The sequence below is a fragment of the Rhodobium orientis genome (assembly GCF_003258835.1).
Taxonomy (GTDB): domain Bacteria; phylum Pseudomonadota; class Alphaproteobacteria; order Rhizobiales; family Rhodobiaceae; genus Rhodobium; species Rhodobium orientis.
The window spans coordinates 25910-45111 of sequence record NZ_NPEV01000015.1; the positions used below are offsets into that span (position 1 = coordinate 25910).

Here is a 19202-nt window from a genome sequence, read left to right on the forward strand (position 1 = left end):
ACAGATGACCGAGATCGGTTCCCTGGAAATCCTCATCGGCGCCCTGTTCCGCTTCTGGCCGGTCTGGGCTTGCCTTGCGGTGATCCTCGGCACCAGCTTCTATTTTCGCGGCCGCCTCGGGCTCTACGGCCATCTGTTCGATTCCGGCGTCGGCTTCGTCGGCCTGACGCTGGTCCTGTTCTGGCTCCTGACCGCGCTCTTTGCCGATGTCATCGCCACCTTCCCGCCGTTGGAACAGTTCGCGCTTTTAAAGCGCGCCGTGCCCGGCACCGTGGAGGCGGAAACCGGCATTCCGCTCTATTTCGGCGCCGACAATCTCGGCCGCGATCTCTTCAGCCGCATGGTGCACGGCTCGCGCTTCGTGCTGGCGATCGCCCCGGCGGCGACCTTCGTTGCCTATGTGGTCGGCATCACGCTCGGCCTTCCCGCCGGCTATTTCGGCGGCCGCATCGATGCCGTCCTCTCCTTCATCGCCAATCTGGTGCTCGCCTTCCCCGTGATCCTCCTGTTCTACCTGCTGGTGACGCCCGGCGTGCGGGAAACGGCGATCCCCGTGTTCATGGCCGGTCTTTTCTTCATCTTCCCGATCATCTTCCTCGGCATCCTGTTCCATTCCCGCTATGCGGCGCGGCCGCAGATATTCTGGTCGCTGATGGCGGTGACCCTCGTCGTCGGCGGCTGGGTCTATGCCGGCCTCGTCTTCGATGCCGATCCGCTCGGCGTCTTCTCGCTGGCGCCGAACGAGCTCAACATCTTCGCCGCCGTGGTCTTCGCCTCCTCGCCCGGCGTCTTTCGCATCGTGCGCGGCCTGACCATGGATATCCGCACCCGGGATTACGTTGCCGCCGCCCAGACCCGCGGCGAGCGCCCGGCCTACATTATGCTCTGGGAGATCCTGCCGAACGCTAGAGGCCCGCTCATCGTCGATGCCTGCCTGCGCATCGGCTACACCACGATCCTGCTCGGCACTCTCGGCTTCTTCGGTCTCGGCCTGGCGCCGGAATCCCCCGACTGGGGCTCCATGATCAACCAGACCCGCGGCTTCATCCGCATCGTGCCGACGATCGTGCTGCCGCAGACGATCGCCATCGCTACGCTGGTGCTCGGCCTCAACCTCCTGGCCGACGGGCTGCGCGAGCAGTCGCTGAAAGACTGAGGAACGGATCATGAGCGACGAAACAACGACCTCACCGGAGCCGATCCTCGACATCAAGGGCCTGTCGATCTCCTACTTCACCCGCGCCGTGGAGATCGACGCGGTGAAGGACTTTTCCTGCCGCGTCATGCCCGGCGAGGCGATGGGCCTTGTCGGCGAATCCGGCTGCGGCAAGTCCACGGTGGCCCTCGCCATCATGCGCGACCTCGGCGTCAATGGCGGCATCGTCGACGGCTCCATGACCTTCATGGGCCGCGACCTCGTCAACATGTCGGACGGGGAATTGAGGAAAATCCGCGGCTCCAAGATCGCCATGGTCTACCAGGAGCCGATGGCGAGCCTCAATCCGGCCATGCGCATCGGCCGCCAGCTCGTCGAGGTGCCGCTGGAACATGAGGACGTCTCCAAGGCCGAGGCCGAGGAGCGCGCCATCGCCATGCTGGAGGCCGTGCGCCTGCCGGACCCCAGGCGCATCATGCGCGCCTTCCCGCACCAGATCTCCGGCGGCCAGCAGCAGCGCATCGTCATCGCCATGGCGTTGTTGTCGAAGCCCTCGCTCCTGATCCTCGACGAGCCGACGACGGCGCTCGACGTCACGGTCGAGGCCGGCATCATCGAGCTGATCGCCGAACTGGCCGACAAGTTCGGCACCTCGATCCTCTTCATCTCCCACAATCTCGGCCTCATCCTGGAGACCTGCGACAAGATCACGGTGATGTATTCCGGCGAGGCGGTCGAGGTCGGCACCTGCAAGGAGATGTTCAACAACATCCGCCACCCCTATATGCAGGGGCTCCTGCGTTCCCTGCCGCTTCCCGGCGCCAACAAGAACACACGGCCGCTGGTCGCCATTCCCGGGCAACTGCCGTTGCCGACGGAACGCCCGCCGGGCTGCCGTTTCGGTCCGCGCTGCGAGCACTTCCGTCCCGGCATCTGCGACGTCGGCCCGATCCCGATGCGCCCGGTGCCGGGCGGCGAAGGCCACACGAGCCGCTGCGTGCGTTTTGAAGAGATCGACTGGGACGCGCCGCCGGAAAACGCCGTCCAGCAGGACGCCGTTGAGGCCGGCGGCCCGGTCCTCGTCGTCAACGACCTGAAGAAGCACTACGAGGTCTCCGCCAACAAGATGTTCGGCGGCGGCGGGCAGCGCGTCGTCAAGGCGGTGGAGGAGATCGAGTTGACGGCGCTGGAAGCCGAGACGGTCGCCATCGTCGGCGAATCCGGCTGCGGCAAGTCCACCTTCGCCAAGGTGCTCCTGGGGCTTGAGACCGCGACCGACGGCTCGGTCCGGCTCGACGAGACCGACATCGGCAGCCTTGAGGTGGAGAACCGCGATGCCGGCACGCTGAGCTCGATCCAGATGGTGTTCCAGAACCCCTTCGACACCCTCAATCCGAGCCACGCGGTCGGCGCGCAGATCATCCGCGTCCTGGAGAAATTCAAGGTCGGCAAGAGCCAGGCGGAACGCCGCGAGCGCATGCTCGACCTCCTCGATCTCGTCAAGCTGCCGCGCGAATTCGCTGAGCGCATGCCGCGCCAGCTCTCCGGCGGCCAGAAGCAGCGGATCGGCATCGCCCGCGCCTTTGCCGGCCGGCCCCGCGTCGTCGTCGCCGACGAGCCGGTCTCGGCCCTCGACGTCTCGGTCCAGGCCGCCGTCACCGAGCTCCTGATGGACATCCAGAGGAGTTCGCGCACGACGCTCCTCTTCATCAGCCACGATCTCTCCGTCGTGCGCTATCTCGCCGACCGGGTGGTGGTCATGTATCTCGGCCACATCATGGAGGAGGGGCTGACCGACGAGGTCTTCGCCCCGCCCTACCACCCCTATACCGAGGCGCTGCTGTCGGCCGTGCCGATCGCCGATACCGCGATCGAGAAGAAGCGCATCGTGCTGGAAGGCGAGATCCCGTCCGCCGTCAATCTGCCGTCCGGCTGTCCGTTCCAGACCCGTTGCCAGCACAAGCACCGCATCCCCGACAATCTCTGCGAGACGGAAAAGCCGGCCTTGCGCGATCTCGGGGCCGGTCACCTCATCCGCTGCCACCTGCCGGACGACTTCCTGAAGACCATGGAGTCCGTCATCGTCCAGGTCGATGCCGCCCAATAAGCCGCGCCGGGCAATGGCGGGAAGCGCTTCAAGTTTCAGGGGAACCGATTTAGAGTGGCCGCAAATCACGCGTCGCTCCAACGCAGACACTCCTCCGGAAAAGAAGCCCGCCCGACGTGACCGACGGCGCCCCATTGCCCCAGCATCTCCACTTTCCGCTTGTCCTCGCCGATCTTGGCGGCACCAATCTGCGCCTCGGCTACCTCGCCGATCCGGCCGCCGACATGCGCTTCCTGAAGAAGGTCAAGGTCGCCGACTATCCCGGCCTCGGCGCGGCGATGGCGGCCGTGCTGGCCGAATTCGGCACCCGGGTCCGCACCGCGATCATCGCCTTTGCCGGCCCGGTCGGCGGCGACGACATGCGCCTCACCAACCATCCCTGGGACATCACGCCGAAGAAGGTTGCCGGCGATGTCGGCCTCGACGAAGTCATTCTCGTAAACGATTTCGCGGCACAGGCGCTCGCCCTGCCGGGTCTGGACGCCGGCGAACTCTCGCAGATCGGCGGCAGGGGTCCGGTGGCGCACGCGGCAAAGCTCGTGCTCGGCCCCGGAACCGGCCTCGGCGTTGCCGGTCTGGTGCCGTCGCCCGGCGGCTGGGTGCCGGTGGCCGGCGAGGCGGGCCATGTGGAACTCGGCCCAGGTGACGACGATGAGGAGATCTGGCGCCACCTGGAACGGATCGAGGGCCGGGTGACCGCCGAGACCGTCATTTCCGGGCCGGGCCTGCTCAGGCTCTACCGCGCCGTCTGCGCCGCCGCCGGCAGCGCGCCAACGTTCGACGCGCCGGAAAAGATCACCGCCGCGGCCAAGGACGATGCGCTCGCCGGCAGGGCGCTCGAGTGCTTCGTCGCCGCGCTCGGGCGCACCGCCGGGGATCTTGCGCTGGTGTTCCTCGCCAAGGGCGGGGTATTCCTTTCCGGCGGCATCGCCCCGCGCATCGTGCCCTGGCTGCAGGCTGGCGGGTTCAGGGCGGCCTTTGAGGCAAAGGCCCCGCACCGCGACCTCGTCACGGCGATGCCGGTCTATGTGGTGACGACGGCGGAGCCGGCGCTCGCGGGTCTTTGCGCGCTCGCCAAGGGCACCGACCGCTTCGCCATCGACCTTTCCGCCGCCCGCTACACGGCGTGAGCGGCCCGAAAGGGCATTGACGACCTTCGGTTCGGAACGCATGGAGGATATGGAGAGCGCGGTCTGTCCGCTGGCTCCTGGTCGCGGTCAATGCCCGTCTGCAAGAAGGTGCCGATGCAACTCCCCATCGAATCCGCCCTGCCGGAGCTTCTGAAAAGCCTCAGCGCGCGGCCCGACGCGGTGCTCGTCGCACCCCCGGGCGCCGGCAAGACGACCCGCGTGCCCCTGGCGCTCCTCGACGCCGCCTGGCGCGGCGACGGCCGCATCGTGGTGCTGGAGCCGCGCCGGCTCGCGGCCCGCGCCGCCGCCCGGCGCATGGCGTCCATGCTCGGCGAGGAGGTCGGCGAAACGGTCGGCTACCGGGTGCGGATGGAGAGCCGCGTTTCAAAAAAGACCCGCATCGAGGTGGTGACGGAAGGCGTCTTCACCAGGCGCATCCTCGGCGATCCGGAACTTTCGGGCGTCGCCGCCGTGCTCTTCGACGAGTTCCACGAAAGGAGCCTCGACGGCGACACCGGCCTCGCGCTGGCGTTGGAGGTTCGCGAGGCCTTGCGCCCCGACCTCCGTCTCCTCGTCATGTCGGCGACCATCGACGGCGCCCGCGTTTCATCGCTCCTCGGCGATGCCCCGGTGATCGACTGCCCGGGCCGCATCTTTCCGGTCGAAACCCGCTATCTCGGCCGGGATCCCTTGAAGCGCATCGAGGACGAGGCGACTGCCGCCGTCCGCAAGGCGCTGCGCGAGGAGACAGGTTCCGTCCTTGTCTTCCTGCCCGGCCAGGGCGAGATCGAGCGCACGGCCGAGCGGCTCCGCGAGGCCGTGCCGGAGACCGTCGACCTCTGCCCCCTCTACGGCGCTCTGAGGCCGGCCGACCAGGACCGCGCCATCCGCCCGGCCGAGCCCGGCCGGCGCAAGGTGGTGCTGGCGTCCGCGATCGCCGAGACCTCGCTGACAATCGAGGGCGTGCGCGTGGTCATCGACTGCGGCCTTGCCCGCAAGCCGGTTTATGAGCCGGCTAATGGGCTGACGCGCCTTGAGACCGTCCGCGTCTCCCGCGCCGCCGCCGACCAGCGCCGCGGCCGTGCCGGCCGGCTGGAGCCCGGCATCTGCTACCGGCTCTGGGAGGAGGGCCAGACGGCGGCCCTGCAGCCCTTCGACCGGCCGGAGATCCTGGAAGCGGACCTCGCCGGCCTCGTCCTCGACGTCGCCGCCTGGGGCACGAGCGATCCGGCGAGCCTACAATGGCTCGACCCGCCGCCGAAACCGGCCTGGACCGAGGCCGTGGCACTCCTCAAAGACCTCGACGCGCTGGACAACGACGGCCGGCTGACGGCGGCCGGAAAGGCCATCGCCGACCTGCCGCTTCACCCGCGGCTCGCCCATATGGTCGCCCGCGCGGCGCAAGACGGCGAGGCGATGCTTGCCGCCGAGATCGCCGTCCTCGTCTCAGAACGTGGCCTCGGCGGCACGGACGTGGACGTCACGGACCGCCTGCGCCGGTTGCGGACCGAAAAGGGCAGGGCCACGAGCGCCCGCAAGCTGGCGGAAGGCTGGGCACGCCGCGCCGGCGGGACAATGACCAAGGGCGACCCGGCCGACGCCGGCCGCCTGCTGGCCATCGCCTATCCCGACCGCATCGCCCAGGCCAGGGGCGCCCACGGCCATTTCCGTCTCGCCAACGGCCGCGGCGGCCGCCTCGACGAGACGCACACGCTCGCCGGCGCGCCGTTCCTCGCCGTCGCCGAGTTGCAGGGCGCCGCGAAGGCGGCCCGCATCACGCTGGCGGCCCCGCTGTCGCTTGCCGGTATCGAGGCCGATTTCGCCGACCGTATCGAGACGAGCATCGACATCGCCTTCGACCGCTCCGCAAAGGCCGTCCGCGCCAGACGCCGCCGCCGCCTCGACAGCCTCGTCCTCGACGAGACGCCGGAGCCTAATCCCGATCCGGAGGCGGTGACGGCCGCGCTCCTTCAGGGCATCGCAGGCCTCGGCCTTTCCTGCTTGCCCTGGACGGCAAAGCTGGAGCGCCTGCGCGGGCGGATAGCGTTCGTCCACGCCCGCGACCCGCAAAACTGGCCGGACGTCGCAGACGATGCCCTGACGAAAACCCTGGACACCTGGCTCGGCCCCTTCATCGCCGGCAAGGCGGCGCTTGCCGAGATTTCCTCAGGTGATCTTCACGCCGCGTTCGACGCCCTTGCGCCGCGGGCCATGCTCGACCGGCTGGCGCCTGAGGAGATTTCCCTGCCGACGGGCCGCACCGCGCCCGTCGACTACGGCGCGGAAGCCGGCCCGACGCTTTCCGTCCGCCCGCAGGAGCTTTTCGGCCTCGACACCCATCCGGTGCTCGCCGGAACGCCGGTGGTGATCGAACTCCTGTCGCCCGCCGGCCGGCCGATTCAGTTGACGCGGGACCTTCCCGGCTTCTGGCGCGGCTCCTGGGCCGATGTGCGCCGCGACATGCGCGGCCGCTATCCCAAGCACCCCTGGCCGGAAGACCCCGTCGCCGCTGACCCGACGACGCGCGCCAAACCGCGAAAATAGCCCGTATTCCCGAACCGCAGGTCCGTGGCAGCGAAAAGTGGGAACCGGTTTTCGGACAAGAATACGGGCAGAAACAAAAGGTTGGAGCATTTCTCGCGGTTCAACAACCGCGAGAAATGCTCCAGCACCCTCCGATTTTACGGCCCGACAAGGTTTTTCTGCTAGCGGAAAGGGGTAAACGGAGCGGACGCCATGGCGCGCATCATCGTTATTCTGGTCCTTGCTTGCGTTGCGGCGCTCTACGGCCCGCGGCTGTTGCAGGACGTTGCCGACAATCCGGACAGCCTTGCCGTCTCCTTCGGCGATAGCGAACCGGAGCGGCCGAAGGCCCGGGCCAGCGGCGGCACCATGGTGCTGAAGGCCGACCGCAGCGGCCATTTCTTTGCCGAGCCGCGCATCAACGGCCGCCAGATCGATGCCGTCATCGACACCGGCGCCACCGCCGTCGTCCTCACCTATGAGGATGCGCGCAACATCGGCGTTCTGCCGCCGGAGTCGAAATTCACCGTACCGGTGCGCACCGCCAACGGCACGACGACGACGGCGGCCGCCGATCTTCGCGAAATCCGCCTCGGCTCCATCCGCGTCGGCAATGTGCGGGCCCTCGTCGCACGCCGCGGCGAGCTTTCCGTCACGCTCCTCGGCATGTCGTTCCTCAGCCGCCTGTCGCGCGCCGACATGCGCGGCGGCGAACTCGTACTGCGCCCCTGAGAGACGGACCCTTTCCCGTCGGTTCCGTCTTGCCCGTCCGCGCGGCCAGGGCTGGAACAACTACGGCCTTTACCTCATTCATCCTATGTCCGGTCTAGGCAAAAGTTGGCCGATCGGCTAACACCGTCCTAGATATTTTCGCAAAAGCATAGCGCGAGGCCTTTCGATGTTTCCGACCCCCAAGCCGTCGCTCCAGCCCAACACCTACGCCTTCGAAACCGAGCCGCTCGTCAAGCCGACCGGCTTTCGCGAATACGATGCGCGCTGGTGGTTCGGCCATCCCGGCTCCGACAAGCCGCCCGAGCTCAACCTGATGGGCGTCCAGGCGCTCGGCATGGGCCTCGGCACCCTGATCAAGGAGCGCGGCGTCAAACCGGAACTGGTCACCGGCCACGACTACCGGTCCTATTCCTCGGCCATCAAGATGGCGCTGGTGAATGGCCTGATGGCGGCCGGCATCAAGGTCCACGACATCGGCCTGGCGCTCTCGCCGATGGCCTATTTCGCCCAGTTCGCCCTCGACGTTCCGGCCGTCGCCATGGTCACCGCGTCGCACAACGACAATGGCTGGACCGGCGTCAAGATGGGCTGCGACCGCCCGCTGACCTTCGGCCCGGACGAGATGGGCCGGCTCAAGGACATCGTGCTGAACGGCGAGTTCGACCTGTCCGGCGGCGGCACCTACGTCTTCGTCGAGAACTTCCCGGACAAATACACCGAGGACCTGACGTCGAGCTTCAAGCTGAAGCGGCCGATCAAGGTCGTCGCGGCCTGCGGCAACGGCACCGCGGGTGCCTTCGCCCCGCGCGTTTTGCGCGAGATCGGCGCCGACGTCATCGAGCTGGACTGCGAGCTCGACCACTCCTTCCCGCGCTACAATCCGAACCCGGAGGACATGGAGATGCTCCATGCCCTGCGCGACAAGGTGCTGGAGACGGGCGCTGAGATCGGCGTCGGCTTCGACGGCGACGGCGACCGCTGCGGCGTCGTCGACAACAAGGGCGAGGAGATATTTGCCGACAAGGTCGGCGTCATGCTCGCGCGCGATCTCTCCGCCAAGCACCCCAACGCCCAGTTCGTCGTCGACGTGAAGTCGACGGGCCTGTTCATGACCGACCCGGTGCTGCAGCAGAACGGCGCCAAGACGGACTACTGGAAGACCGGCCACTCCTACATCAAGCGCCGGGTGACCGAACTCAACGCCCTCGTCGGCTTCGAGAAGTCCGGCCACTATTTCTTCAACAAGCCGATCGGGCGCGGCTATGACGACGGCCTCGTCTCGGCGATCGCCGTCCTGAAGATGCTCGACAACAACCCGGACAAGACCATGGCGGAGCTCCGCCAGGCCCTGCCGCACACCTGGGGCTCGCCGACCATGTCGCCCCATTGCGACGACGAGACCAAATACGGCGTCGTCGACAAGGTCGTCGCCCGTTTCACGGAGATGAAGGAAAAGGGCGAGAAGGTCGCCGGTCACGACATCCTCGACCTGGTCACCGTCAACGGCGTGCGCGTCGTCGCCGACGACGGCACCTGGGGCCTGGTGCGGGCCTCGTCCAACAAGCCGGAACTGGTCGTCGTCGTCGAAAGCCCCGTGTCCGAAGAGCGCATGCGCGACATGTTCCATGCCGTCGACGGCGTCCTTCGCGAGAACCCGGAAGTCGGCGACTACAACCAGACCATCTGATTTTTTCGACCTGGCGCGTCGCGGCTTGCCGCGGCCGCATCCTTTTCGGACCGGCGTGCCGACCAAAAGAACGGCGCGCCGGCCGTCCTTTCTGGATATCCCCGCCATGCGGACCGTCTATTCCCCCGACCACGCGCGCCACGACCCTCAGAAGGAACTCTCCGACGGCGCCCTCGTCGATGCCGTTGAAAAGCCGGCACGGGCCGAGATCGTCAAGGCGCGCATCGAGGAAGTCGGCCTCGGCAGCATCGAAGCCCCGACGGCCCACGACGATGCGCTCATCGCCCGCGTGCACAGCGCCGACTATCTGCAGTTCCTGGAAGGTTTCTGGGCCGACTGGCGGGCTGCCGGCCGCGACGCCGAAGCCTTTCCCTTCGTCTGGCCGGTGCCGGGCCTGAGGCGCCACAAGGCGCCGCGCCACATCGACGGCCGCCTCGGCTACTACTCCTTCGATGCCGGCTCGCCGCTGACGGAGGGCACCTGGGACGCGGCACGGAAGGGCGCCGACACGGCGCTTTCCACCGTCGACATCGTGTCCGCCGGAGACCGCGCCGCCTTCGCCCTTTGCCGCCCGCCCGGTCACCACGCCGCGTCGGACTTCTATGGTGGCTACTGCTTTCTCAACAATGCGGCGATCGCCGCCGAAGGGTTCCTGGCAAAGGGCGCCGAGCGCGTCGCCATCCTCGACGTCGACTACCACCACGGCAACGGCACGCAGGCCATCTTCGAGGATCGCGCCGACGTCCTCTTCGTCTCGCTGCACGCCGATCCGGCCGACGAGTTCCCCTATTTCCTCGGCTATGCCGACGAGACCGGCACGGGGCCGGGCGAGGGCTGCAACGTCAACATGCCGCTTGCCATCGGCACCGACTGGCCCGCCTATTCGGATGCGCTGGCCGCCGCGCTCGTGCGCATCAGGGCCTCCGGTGCCGAGGCCCTCGTCGTCTCCCTCGGCCTTGATACCTTCGAAAACGATCCGATCTCGCGCTTCACCTTGAAGAGCGACGATTTCCGGAAGATGGGCCGGATGCTTGCCGGCGCCGGCCTGCCGACGGCCTTCATCATGGAAGGCGGCTACGCCGTCGCCGAACTCGGCATCAATTGCGTCAACGTGTTGTCGGATTTCGAAGAGGCGGCGGGGTGAGTTCCGCCGCTCAACAGGCCAATCGCCAGGTCGCGCGTTGAGCGCCCCTGTTGCCGCACCCTCTGCCGTCATCCCGGCCGGAGCGAAGCGGAGAGCCGGGATCTCGTGCTGCCAATGCGGAAGCCTGTCGCAGATCCCTATGGATTGCCGCGTCGGCCTAACGGCCTCCTCGCAATGACGTTGAAATTGTTCGTAAAACTAACCAAGACCGTCATTGCGAGCGAAGCGAAGCAATCCAGGCAACGGCGTTCCGGCAGCAATCGGCATATTGTTTGGACAGGGCCAATAGCCCGGGGGGAAGGCGGTTGGTGTCGCAGGAGGGAGGGCAACGGTCGTTCAACCGTGCTCCGGCCCAAAAGCGTCACGCCACCGGCAGTCCGAAGCGTTCGAAATCCGCACGAAGCGCTGCCGGCGAGGTGAATTGAACCGCCTGAAGGCCGACCGAGCGTGCGCCCTCCACATTGGCGGCGACGTCGTCGATGAAGAGCGAGCGCTGAGGCTCGATGCCGAAGCGGTCGACCGCCAGCCGGAAGAGGCGCGGGTCGGGTTTGCCGAGGCCTTCCTCGGCCGAGACGACGATATCCCGGAAGAGCGACAGGAACGGGAACCGCGCCTTCGTCTCGGCGAAGGTGTCGCTGGAAAAATTGGTGATCGAATAGAGCGGCACGCCGTTCCGGTGCAGCGCTTCAAGGAGATCAACGCTTTCCGGGATCGGGCCCGGCACCATCTCCTGCCAGCGGGTGCGGAAGGCGCGGATGGCGTCTTCGTGCTCTGGAAAGCGCGCGATGCGTTCCGCAATCGCCACGTCCCAGCTTCGCCCGAGATCCTGCTGGTAGTTCCACTCCGAGGTACAGATCTCGGCAAGGAACCGGTCGACGGCCGCCTCGTCCGGCAGGATCTGGCGGAACAGGAGGTGGGGGTCATAGGCGACGAGCACCCGGCCGATATCGAAAATGACGGTGTCGATCTTGGTCTCGGTCATGGCGAAGGGTCCGGGGCAGGGCGTTGGCGCAAGAGCAAACAGGTCGAACAGATGTCCCGTTTTGGCCGGGCGATTGCGGCAAGGCAAGCGGATCGCGCAAGCATTTCGGTTTGAAATCGCGGGCCTTGTGACGCAGTATCGGCAAGGCGAGGGGGCGGAACACCGGGACCAGGACAGATGATCCGGATCAGGGTCGGCACAGTGCCACTCCTCGTTGCCGCCGTTGTCGCCATGCTGGCGGCCGGGCTGCCGGCGCGCGCCGACTGGCGCGACACGGTCAAGGTGCTGCGGATCGGCGTCGTCGTCGGCGCCAACCCGATCCAGCGCCTCAAGCAACTGGAGCCGTTTCGCCGCCGCATCAGCGCCAAAGCCGGGCTGCCAGTCGAGTTCGTCCCCGCGGTCGGCTATTCCAGCCTCATCGACGCCCACACCACCGGCCGCATCGACTACGCCATCTACGGCGCCGCCGCCTATGGTGCCGCGTCCGCGCTCTGCGGCTGCATCGAGCCGCTTGCCGCGCCCGCGGCCGCCGACGGCAGCCTTTCCTATCGCGCCGTCATCGTGGTGCGCGCCGATGCGGCGGTCCGCGCGATCGACGACCTGAAAGGCAAATCCCTGATCCTCGGCCGTCCCGGCGCCACGGCCGGCGATCTGGTGCCGATCGCCGAACTTGCCGCGGCCGGCCTCGAGCCGGCCTCCTTCTTTTCCCGCATCCGCCATGCCGACGGGCCGAAGGCCGCCATCGGCACGGTGCTGGCCGGCCTTGGTGACGCCGCCGTCGCCTGGGAGCCGGACGACGCTGGCCGCGGGCCGCTCGCCGGCCTCGCGGCGGCAGCGGACGTCGCGGGTCCCGCCGTGCGGATCGTCTGGCGGTCGCGGCCGATCGCCCACGGGCCGCACGCGGTCTCAAAACGCCTTCCGCAGCCCCTGAAGGACCGCTTGCGCTCCGCGCTCCTCAGGCTGAAATCCCTCGACCGCACCGCCTATGACGCGGTGGAGCGCTATTTCGCGGGTGGCTTTTCCGGGGTTACCGAGGACGCCTATCGGCCGATGGTGGAGGTGTTCGCGCCGGCAGCAACGGCGCCGGCAACGGCCCCTCCGGCCGCTGTCGGGCCGGACAATGGATGAGCCGGGGAAGGGGACGGGCGGCGGCGGTCGGCCTGCAGGCGGCCGCGCCGGTCAGTTGAATTCGATGGTCGCGGAATTGCGCGGCCTCAGGAACGTGATCTCTTCCATTTCGAAGTTCGGCGAGCCGAAAAGCTCGTCGGCGAGGGTGGGGAAGATCGCCCGATAGCTGAATTCGACCCTGGCGATGATCAGCCACTGGTCGGACAGGTCGAGGGTGTCGGGAATGGAGACCGGCGGCGCTGCTCCCTTCGCCCAGGCGCTGTCGTTCTGCGCCTTGCTCCATTTGACCTCGGCATTGCCGGTGTCTTCGTCCTCGCCGATGGCGGCAACGACGATTTTCAGGCCGGTGGCGTCGTAGGGCGACATCACCGTTTCCGTCGCGGAAAAGACGTTGGAGATCTCGTCGTCGGTCATCTGGGTTTCCTGGGTGACCAGGTCGGCCAGGGTACTCGCGGTCTGTGTGATCTTGCGGTTGACGGTGATCGCTTCGGAGAGTTCCACCGTGCCGATGAAAGTGGTGATCAGGATCGGCGCCAGCAGCGCGAATTCGACCGCGGCGATACCGGCCAGGTCCCGGCGGAAGCGGCGGGCGCTTTCAAGGGCATTCTGGGAGATACGGGACAGGAACGTCATCGGCGGCACCTGCGGTTCACCAGGGGAACGGTTCGTTGCGGAACGCGGCAACGGAGGCGAGCAGGCGGCGGCCGTTCGACATGTCGGAAAAGATGAGGCCCGTCATCGGGCTGATCATCGGCCATTCGTAGTAGGCCCGGACGACAACGATATCGCGGGCGCCGCCCTGGTCGTACTGCATCTTGCCTTCGTCAACCTTCAGCTTGGTATCGCCCTCGTCGTCGGTGACCTCGTCGACCGGATTGGAGGCGGCGTTGGCGGAGGTGAAGTTGTCGTAGGTGCGCACGTCGATATGCAGGAAGGCGTCACAATCGAACATGCTGGTGAGCTTGTCGCAGACCTGTTCCTTGAATTTCGCCTTGCTGAACGACTGCTGCTGCGCCTGGCCCGTGCGGATCAATCGCGCGGTATCGGAGACGGCGTTGTCGAGCAACTGGTTGGCGAAGATCGTGAAGGCGACCTCGAAGATCATGAACAGCAGCGGAAAGAACCAGATCGACACCAGCGCGAACTCGATCGCGTAGACGCCGTCCTCATTGGCGAGGAACCGGCGCGGAACGAGACGCCGGGCCATGCGGCCAATGGTTTTCCCGGTCGATGTCGCGATGTCGCGCATTCCTTCCCCTCTTTGCTCCGCCAACCAAATGATGGATCGGAACAATTTCGCTCCGGATTAATATCAGGGGAACATTGATGAAGGGTTTCTATCACCGGCAGTTACCGCAAACGCGGCCCGAACCGGGAGCGTCGTAAACGCCGGGTTAACGCAACGGGGATGCGGGCCGGGCACGCGGGCCGGGATCTGGTGGGGTGCTCCGGAAAACGACCCTACTTCTTCTTGAAGCCGGTGGCGGCTGCCTGGGCCGCTTCGTTGCGCTGCAAGGTCTGCTTGCCCGTATTGTCGAAATAGTCGACCTGGTCGCCGGGCATCGGGGCCGGTGCGCAGTCCGGCGCACAGGTATAGGAGTAGCGCGCCCCTCGGCGCTGCACCGTCACCATGGAGGTCTCGTTCGGCCGCACGATGATGGTTTCGTCGGCGATCGGCTCGTTGTCGACGTTGAGAACGATCAGATTGGTGCTGCCGTAGCCCCGCCCGACGATGATCAGCGTGTTGGCGTCGTGCATGACGGCATCGGCAATCGCGGGATTGCCGACGATGATCGTGTCGGCGCCGCCCTCGATATGCATCACCTTGGCGCGATCGACGGACGCGAAGATCGGTTCCTTGGCGAGCGCCGGCGCGCTGCTGGCCGTGGCAAGGACAAGAAAGCCGAGAATGATCGCCGACGCGGCAGAAGCCGTCTTTGCGGGCCGGAACATGAAACCGCTCCTTAAGAAGGGACGTCCCGATCCTTTCCCGAAATTGGTGAATCTTTCCCTAACCGCACGGCGGGTTGCCGAAAACCCCTTTGAATCGGTTGCGTTGCGGGGTCGCCAGTATCTCAGGTGCACATTGTATGGTTTTTATCCGCGGTTTTGCGGAAGCCTTCGGGCCTGCTTCTTGGCTCAGGAGGTCGAACCGGCACGCGCATCCGCCAGGGAAGGCTTATCGGGCCAACGTGCGGCGTTATTTTCGGTCTTCGACGGTGGGTTTGTCTTGCCCCGGCAAAGCCAATCCCGGAGTCGAGGGATGCCTAACATTTCAAGTCAAAAAGTTTATCTCAGTAAAATGTAAAAAAATACTCAGAAAAATTTCGGTTTCGATGTGTACGATCAAGTTGAAGGATTGTTAACCAAACCAATATTCATGGCGAATAGGGGCAGGTGTGTACGATCAACTTAATCACTTGGAAAGATGCCGTTGCTAGGGTGTCCATGGTTTCGATCGGCCGGACAACAATCCGACGAACCGGTGCAAACTTTAGAGAAGTATGGAGCTGAAAATGAAGAACCTGGTCATGCGTTTCGTCAAGGACGAAGAAGGCGCTACCGCTATCGAATACGGCCTCATCGCCGCCCTGATCGCCGTCGGCATCATCACCGCCGCCACGACTCTCGGCGACCAGCTGTCCGCGACCTTCGACTACATCTCGTCTGAACTGGCTTCCGCCTCCGTGAAGTAGTGACAGAATCGCCAAGTGGGAAGGCGGCGCTTTTCGAAGGTGCCGCCAGATCCCTCCGACGGATTCAAGAAAAGTCGGCGCGCCAAGGCGGGCCGGCTTTTCTTCCGTTCCGGGGGCATCGATGCTTCGGCATTTGAGCGGCTGCGTTTACCGCATCTTCAGTCGCCACGGTTATCACAGGAGCCATGTCAGCGATGGGAGGCGGCATGTTTTCCGATATCGGACTTTTCGGCCTGGTCCTTTTGGTCTTTTTTCCCGCCGCGATGGCCTTTGCCGCCAGTTCGGACCTCTTCACCATGAAGATCTCCAACTGGGTGTCGCTGGCGCTTGCCGGCGGGTTTTTCGTGACTGCGCCCTTTGCCGGCTTCGGCCTGCAGCTCTTCGGCCAGCACCTTGCCATCGGCGCCCTTGTGCTGGCGGTCGGCTTCGCCTGTTTTTCCTTCGGCTGGATGGGCGGGGCGGACGCCAAGATCGCCGCTGCCGTCGCCCTCTGGTTCGGCTGGCCGGCGACCTTCGATTTCCTTTTGATCGCCTCCGTCATCGGTGGTGGGCTCACGCTGGCCCTTCTCACCTTCCGCCACGTCCCGCTTCCCGCAGCGGTGGCCGGACACGACTGGCTGAAGCGTTTGCACAACGCCGGCAACGGCGCGCCCTACGGCATTGCGCTGGCCGCCTCGGCGCTCATCGTCTATCCGAACACGTTCTGGATGTCGGCGATAGTTCGTTGATTTGTCCGTCGAAAACGGCCGGTTACGATTTGTGAACCTAAAAACTTCATGCCGCATTAACCGTAATTTGACCATTTGCCGACGACAGTGGACCGCGTGGTGACAAACCGTCACCGGGTCACCGATCGGATGTGGGCATGAAAGTCACGCGTATCATCGTTCTTGCCGTAGCTCTCGGCGCCGGTCTGATTGCCGCCATGCTGTTGGTGAACATGGTCGGCAAAAAGCCGGGCGCGCCTCAGATCGTCCGCGAGGTCGAGGAAGTCCCGTCCGAGGATGTCCTCGTCGCCTCCATCGACATCCCGATCGGCAAATCGGTCGGAGCCGACGACCTGCGCTGGCAGAAATGGCCGGCCGAAGGCCTGTCGTCGACCGTGATCACCCGGTCCAAGCGTCCCGACGCCATTAAAGAGCTTTCCGGCGGGATCGCCCGCACCCCGTTCCTGGATGGCGAGCCGATCAAGGAGCAGAAGCTGATCCGCGCCGATGCCGGCTTCATGTCGGCGATCCTGCCGAAGGGCCGCCGCGCCATCGCGGTGCAGGTCTCCGCGCTGAACACCGCCGGTGGGTTCATCCTTCCCAACGACCGCGTCGACGTCGTTCTGACGCGCCAGAGGAACACCGGCAACGACGAACGCGCCGAGTGGTACAGCGAGACGATCCTCACCAACATCCGCATCCTCGCCATCGACCAGAAGATCGAAGACAAGAAGGGCGAGAAGGTCGTCGTCGCCCGCGAGACCGCGACGCTGGAGCTGACGCCGACCCAGGTCGAGGTCGTCGCCCGGGCCCAGCAGGTCGGCACCCTGTCGCTGGCCTTGAGATCGATCGTCGACGCGCGCCCCGACGGCGAGGACGAGCCGATCAAGAAGCGGCGCTCCGGCGTCAACTACGTCAAGTTCGGGCTGCAGTCGCAGTCGATGTCCCAATGATGAGCGTCGCCATGGGTTTCCTTGCAAGGAGTAGGGCAATGGTTGGATGGGTGAAGCGCGGCTCGCTGCCGGCTCCGTCAGTTGCCGTCGCGCTGGCGCTTGCCCTCGTTGTTGCCTTCGTGGTGCTCGCCGGTCCTGGAACCGCCTTCGCCGGATCGAACTATCCCAAGGTCATCCGCATTTCCAAGGCCGACGCCGGCGTCACCCGGCCGCTCAATGTCGGCCTCAACAAGTCGGTCGTCGTCGAGCTCGACGAAGACGTCCGCGACGTGCTGGTCTCCAGTCCCGAAATCGCCGACGCCGTTGTCCGCAATTCCCGCCGCGTCTACATCCTCGGCGTCGCCTTCGGCCAGGCAAACGTCTTCCTGTTCGGCGACGGCGGTCGCCAGATTGCCGCCTTCGACCTGTCCGTGGAACCGGACACCGGCGATCTTGCCCGGGCGATTCGCCGCGTCATCCCGGACAGTGCCATCGAGGTCGAGGCGGTCAATGGTTCGATCATCCTGCGCGGCTCGGCCGCGAGCCCGGTCGATGCCAAGCGCGCAACCGACATCGCCGCCAAATTCGTCGGCAACGATGTGGAAAAGGTGGTCAACACGATCGCCGTCGCCGGCAAGGAGCAGGTTCACCTGAAGGTGACCATCGCCGAGGTCCAGCGCTCCATCATCAAGCAGCTCGGCGTCGATCTGCGGGTCGCTGGCCAGAACGGCCGCGTCGCCTTCGACGTTCTGACGGAAAATCCGTTCTCCACGAACGGCACGGCCCTGTCGTCCACGGCCGGCGCTTTTTCCTACGCCGCGGGCGGCACTACCGCGGACGCCACCATCCGGGCCCTGCAGGAGGACGGCGTCATCCGCACGCTGGCCGAGCCGACCCTGACCGCGATCTCGGGCGAAAAGGCCGATTTCCTCGTCGGCGGCGAGTTCCCGGTTCCGGTCGGCTATGACAACGGCGAGGTTTCCATCGAGTTCAAGCCCTACGGCGTCAGCCTCGACTTCACGCCGGTGGTCCTGACGGAGGGCAATATCAGCCTGCACGTCAAGACCGAGGTCAGCGAACTCACCAATGAGGGGGCCATCACGCTGTCGACGACGGGCCTGACCATTCCCGCGCTCAGGGTGCGCCGCGCCAACACGACGGTGGAAATGCCCTCGGGCAGCGCCCTGGTGCTCGCCGGCCTGATCAAGGACGACATCCGCCAGAGCATTGCAGGCGTTCCCGGTCTGATGCAGGTGCCGGTGCTCGGTGCGCTCTTCAAGAGCCGCGATTTCCAGCGCTCCCAGACCGAACTGGTGGTCTTCGTCACGCCCTATGTGGTCAACCCGGTCTCGCCCAAGAAGATCACCCGTCCCGACAAGAACTTCAATCCGCCCTCCGATGCCGCCGGCTACTTCCTCAACCGGTTGAACCGCACCTACCGCATCGGCGGCGGCGAGACGGATACCAAATATTACGGCCGCTTCGGCTTTATCTATGAGTGACGTGCAGGCTAGCGCGTTCGGAGGTCACGGAAGATGACAGGTCAAAGGTCAACAAGGCTGCAGCGTCAGACGGTGCTCCGGCGTCCGGCACCGCGACTGGTCGCCCTTGCCGCGCTCGCCATGGGCGTTGCCGCCCTTGCCGGGTGCAAGAGCCAGACGACCGGCGCGATCGCCACCGACGGCTACCGGACCCGTCACCCGATCGTCCTCGCCGAGGCCCCGGAAACCTTCGATATTCCAGTCGGCCGGGCGACCCGGACCCTGGCGCCCTCGCTGGCCAGGAAGGTGCGCGCCTTCGGCCGCGATGCCCTGAAGCGCGGCGACGGCGGCGTCGAGATCCTCGTTCCTGCCGGCTCCGCCAACGAGACCGCGGCGATTTCGGTCGCCCGCCATATCCATGCCGAACTGACCGCGGCCGGCGTCCCGCGCGGCGTCATTTCTCCGCTTACCTATCGGGTCGACGATCCGCTCGCCGAGGCGCCGATCCGGATCTCCTACCTGCGCATGCAGGCGATGACGGATCGCTGCGGCATCTGGCGCGACGACCTGACCGCCAAGCACCAGAATACCGGCTATGACGAGTTCGGCTGCGCGACCCAGAGCAATCTCGCGGCGATGGTCGCCGATCCGACCGACCTGATCCAGCCGCGCGCCGCCACCCCGGGCGATCCGGCCCGCCGCGGCGTCGTCTTCGACAAGTACCGCAAGGGCGAGAAGACGGCGACCGAGTATGGCGACGACGACAAAGGCAACGTCGCCAAGGTCGGAGGATGATG

17 protein-coding genes are annotated in these 19202 nt (G+C 66.0%); 13 read left to right on the forward strand and 4 right to left on the reverse strand.

All coding sequences use genetic code 11. The annotated features are described in order from the left end of the window. Window positions 1-4: 4 nt before the first annotated feature. The 7 genes from CH339_RS09170 (at window position 5) to CH339_RS09200 (ending at window position 10479) form a co-directional block, all read left to right on the forward strand. On the forward strand, window positions 5-1156 hold the full coding sequence (locus CH339_RS09170) for an ABC transporter permease (RefSeq protein WP_111434053.1): 1152 nt from the start codon (window positions 5-7) through the stop codon (window positions 1154-1156). Between the two features lie 10 nt (window positions 1157-1166). Continuing rightward, window positions 1167-3263 carry an ABC transporter ATP-binding protein gene (locus CH339_RS09175; protein WP_111434054.1) on the forward strand — a complete coding sequence of 699 codons (2097 nt, stop codon included), beginning with the start codon at window positions 1167-1169 and terminating at the stop codon, window positions 3261-3263. A 116-nt stretch (window positions 3264-3379) separates the two neighbouring features. Next, window positions 3380-4393, forward strand: coding sequence for a glucokinase (gene glk / locus CH339_RS09180; RefSeq protein WP_111434055.1), 1014 nt, complete (start codon window positions 3380-3382; stop codon window positions 4391-4393). Window positions 4394-4507: 114 nt separating this feature from the next. Continuing rightward, a complete protein-coding gene (gene hrpB, locus CH339_RS09185; RefSeq protein WP_244669034.1) occupies window positions 4508-6937 on the forward strand; it encodes an ATP-dependent helicase HrpB in 2430 nt (809 codons plus the stop codon). A 192-nt stretch (window positions 6938-7129) separates the two neighbouring features. Continuing rightward, window positions 7130-7648, forward strand: coding sequence for a retropepsin-like aspartic protease family protein (locus tag CH339_RS09190; protein WP_111434057.1), 519 nt, complete (start codon window positions 7130-7132; stop codon window positions 7646-7648). Window positions 7649-7814: 166 nt separating this feature from the next. Then, window positions 7815-9335: a phosphomannomutase/phosphoglucomutase gene (locus CH339_RS09195; RefSeq protein WP_111434058.1), complete on the forward strand. Its 1521-nt coding sequence runs from the start codon at window positions 7815-7817 to the stop codon at window positions 9333-9335. A 106-nt stretch (window positions 9336-9441) separates the two neighbouring features. After that, window positions 9442-10479, forward strand: coding sequence for a histone deacetylase family protein (locus CH339_RS09200; RefSeq protein WP_111434059.1), 1038 nt, complete (start codon window positions 9442-9444; stop codon window positions 10477-10479). A gap of 361 nt (window positions 10480-10840) precedes the next feature. Here CH339_RS09200 and CH339_RS09205 read toward each other — a convergent pair whose 3' ends face one another. After that, on the reverse strand, window positions 10841-11461 hold the full coding sequence (locus CH339_RS09205) for an HAD family hydrolase (RefSeq protein WP_111434060.1): 621 nt from the start codon (window positions 11459-11461) through the stop codon (window positions 10841-10843). Between the two features lie 177 nt (window positions 11462-11638). Between CH339_RS09205 and phnD the strand changes: the two genes are divergently transcribed. Then, entirely contained in the window at window positions 11639-12589 is a 951-nt protein-coding gene (gene phnD / locus CH339_RS09210; RefSeq protein WP_111434061.1) for a phosphate/phosphite/phosphonate ABC transporter substrate-binding protein, read from the forward strand. 51 nt (window positions 12590-12640) lie between these two features. Here the strand turns inward: phnD and CH339_RS09215 are convergent, their stop codons facing one another. From CH339_RS09215 to CH339_RS09225, 3 genes are all read right to left on the reverse strand, one after another. Further along, complete coding sequence (locus tag CH339_RS09215) at window positions 12641-13222, reverse strand: TadE/TadG family type IV pilus assembly protein (RefSeq protein ID WP_111434062.1); 582 nt, start codon at window positions 13220-13222, stop codon at window positions 12641-12643. A gap of 16 nt (window positions 13223-13238) precedes the next feature. Then, a complete protein-coding gene (locus CH339_RS09220) occupies window positions 13239-13838 on the reverse strand; it encodes a TadE/TadG family type IV pilus assembly protein (RefSeq protein ID WP_111434063.1) in 600 nt (199 codons plus the stop codon). A gap of 212 nt (window positions 13839-14050) precedes the next feature. After that, window positions 14051-14542 carry a pilus assembly protein N-terminal domain-containing protein gene (locus CH339_RS09225; RefSeq protein ID WP_111434064.1) on the reverse strand — a complete coding sequence of 164 codons (492 nt, stop codon included), beginning with the start codon at window positions 14540-14542 and terminating at the stop codon, window positions 14051-14053. A gap of 563 nt (window positions 14543-15105) precedes the next feature. Here CH339_RS09225 and CH339_RS09230 point away from each other — a divergent pair. From CH339_RS09230 to CH339_RS09250, 5 genes are all read left to right on the forward strand, one after another. Next, on the forward strand, window positions 15106-15285 hold the full coding sequence (locus CH339_RS09230) for a Flp family type IVb pilin (protein ID WP_111434100.1): 180 nt from the start codon (window positions 15106-15108) through the stop codon (window positions 15283-15285). A 206-nt stretch (window positions 15286-15491) separates the two neighbouring features. After that, on the forward strand, window positions 15492-16013 hold the full coding sequence (locus tag CH339_RS09235) for an A24 family peptidase (protein WP_111434101.1): 522 nt from the start codon (window positions 15492-15494) through the stop codon (window positions 16011-16013). Between the two features lie 137 nt (window positions 16014-16150). Then, a complete protein-coding gene (gene cpaB / locus CH339_RS09240) occupies window positions 16151-16945 on the forward strand; it encodes a Flp pilus assembly protein CpaB (protein WP_111434065.1) in 795 nt (264 codons plus the stop codon). Window positions 16946-16983: 38 nt separating this feature from the next. Continuing rightward, a complete protein-coding gene (locus tag CH339_RS09245) occupies window positions 16984-18426 on the forward strand; it encodes a type II and III secretion system protein family protein (RefSeq protein WP_111434066.1) in 1443 nt (480 codons plus the stop codon). A gap of 33 nt (window positions 18427-18459) precedes the next feature. Then, window positions 18460-19200, forward strand: coding sequence for a CpaD family pilus assembly protein (locus CH339_RS09250; RefSeq protein WP_111434067.1), 741 nt, complete (start codon window positions 18460-18462; stop codon window positions 19198-19200). The last annotated feature ends 2 nt before the right edge of the window (window positions 19201-19202 follow it).

Coding starts and splice junctions, on each gene's coding strand:
- CH339_RS09170 (WP_111434053.1), top strand. CDS start 5: ATGACCGAGATCGGTTCCCTGGAAATCCTCATCGGCGCCCTGTTCCGC.
- CH339_RS09175 (WP_111434054.1), top strand. CDS start 1,167: ATGAGCGACGAAACAACGACCTCACCGGAGCCGATCCTCGACATCAAG.
- hrpB (WP_244669034.1), top strand. CDS start 4,508: ATGCAACTCCCCATCGAATCCGCCCTGCCGGAGCTTCTGAAAAGCCTC.
- CH339_RS09190 (WP_111434057.1), top strand. CDS start 7,130: ATGGCGCGCATCATCGTTATTCTGGTCCTTGCTTGCGTTGCGGCGCTC.
- CH339_RS09195 (WP_111434058.1), top strand. CDS start 7,815: ATGTTTCCGACCCCCAAGCCGTCGCTCCAGCCCAACACCTACGCCTTC.
- CH339_RS09200 (WP_111434059.1), top strand. CDS start 9,442: ATGCGGACCGTCTATTCCCCCGACCACGCGCGCCACGACCCTCAGAAG.
- CH339_RS09205 (WP_111434060.1), bottom strand. CDS start 11,461: ATGACCGAGACCAAGATCGACACCGTCATTTTCGATATCGGCCGGGTG.
- phnD (WP_111434061.1), top strand. CDS start 11,639: ATGATCCGGATCAGGGTCGGCACAGTGCCACTCCTCGTTGCCGCCGTT.
- CH339_RS09215 (WP_111434062.1), bottom strand. CDS start 13,222: ATGACGTTCCTGTCCCGTATCTCCCAGAATGCCCTTGAAAGCGCCCGC.
- CH339_RS09220 (WP_111434063.1), bottom strand. CDS start 13,838: ATGCGCGACATCGCGACATCGACCGGGAAAACCATTGGCCGCATGGCC.
- CH339_RS09225 (WP_111434064.1), bottom strand. CDS start 14,542: ATGTTCCGGCCCGCAAAGACGGCTTCTGCCGCGTCGGCGATCATTCTC.
- CH339_RS09230 (WP_111434100.1), top strand. CDS start 15,106: ATGAAGAACCTGGTCATGCGTTTCGTCAAGGACGAAGAAGGCGCTACC.
- CH339_RS09235 (WP_111434101.1), top strand. CDS start 15,492: ATGTTTTCCGATATCGGACTTTTCGGCCTGGTCCTTTTGGTCTTTTTT.
- cpaB (WP_111434065.1), top strand. CDS start 16,151: ATGAAAGTCACGCGTATCATCGTTCTTGCCGTAGCTCTCGGCGCCGGT.
- CH339_RS09245 (WP_111434066.1), top strand. CDS start 16,984: ATGGTTGGATGGGTGAAGCGCGGCTCGCTGCCGGCTCCGTCAGTTGCC.
- CH339_RS09250 (WP_111434067.1), top strand. CDS start 18,460: ATGACAGGTCAAAGGTCAACAAGGCTGCAGCGTCAGACGGTGCTCCGG.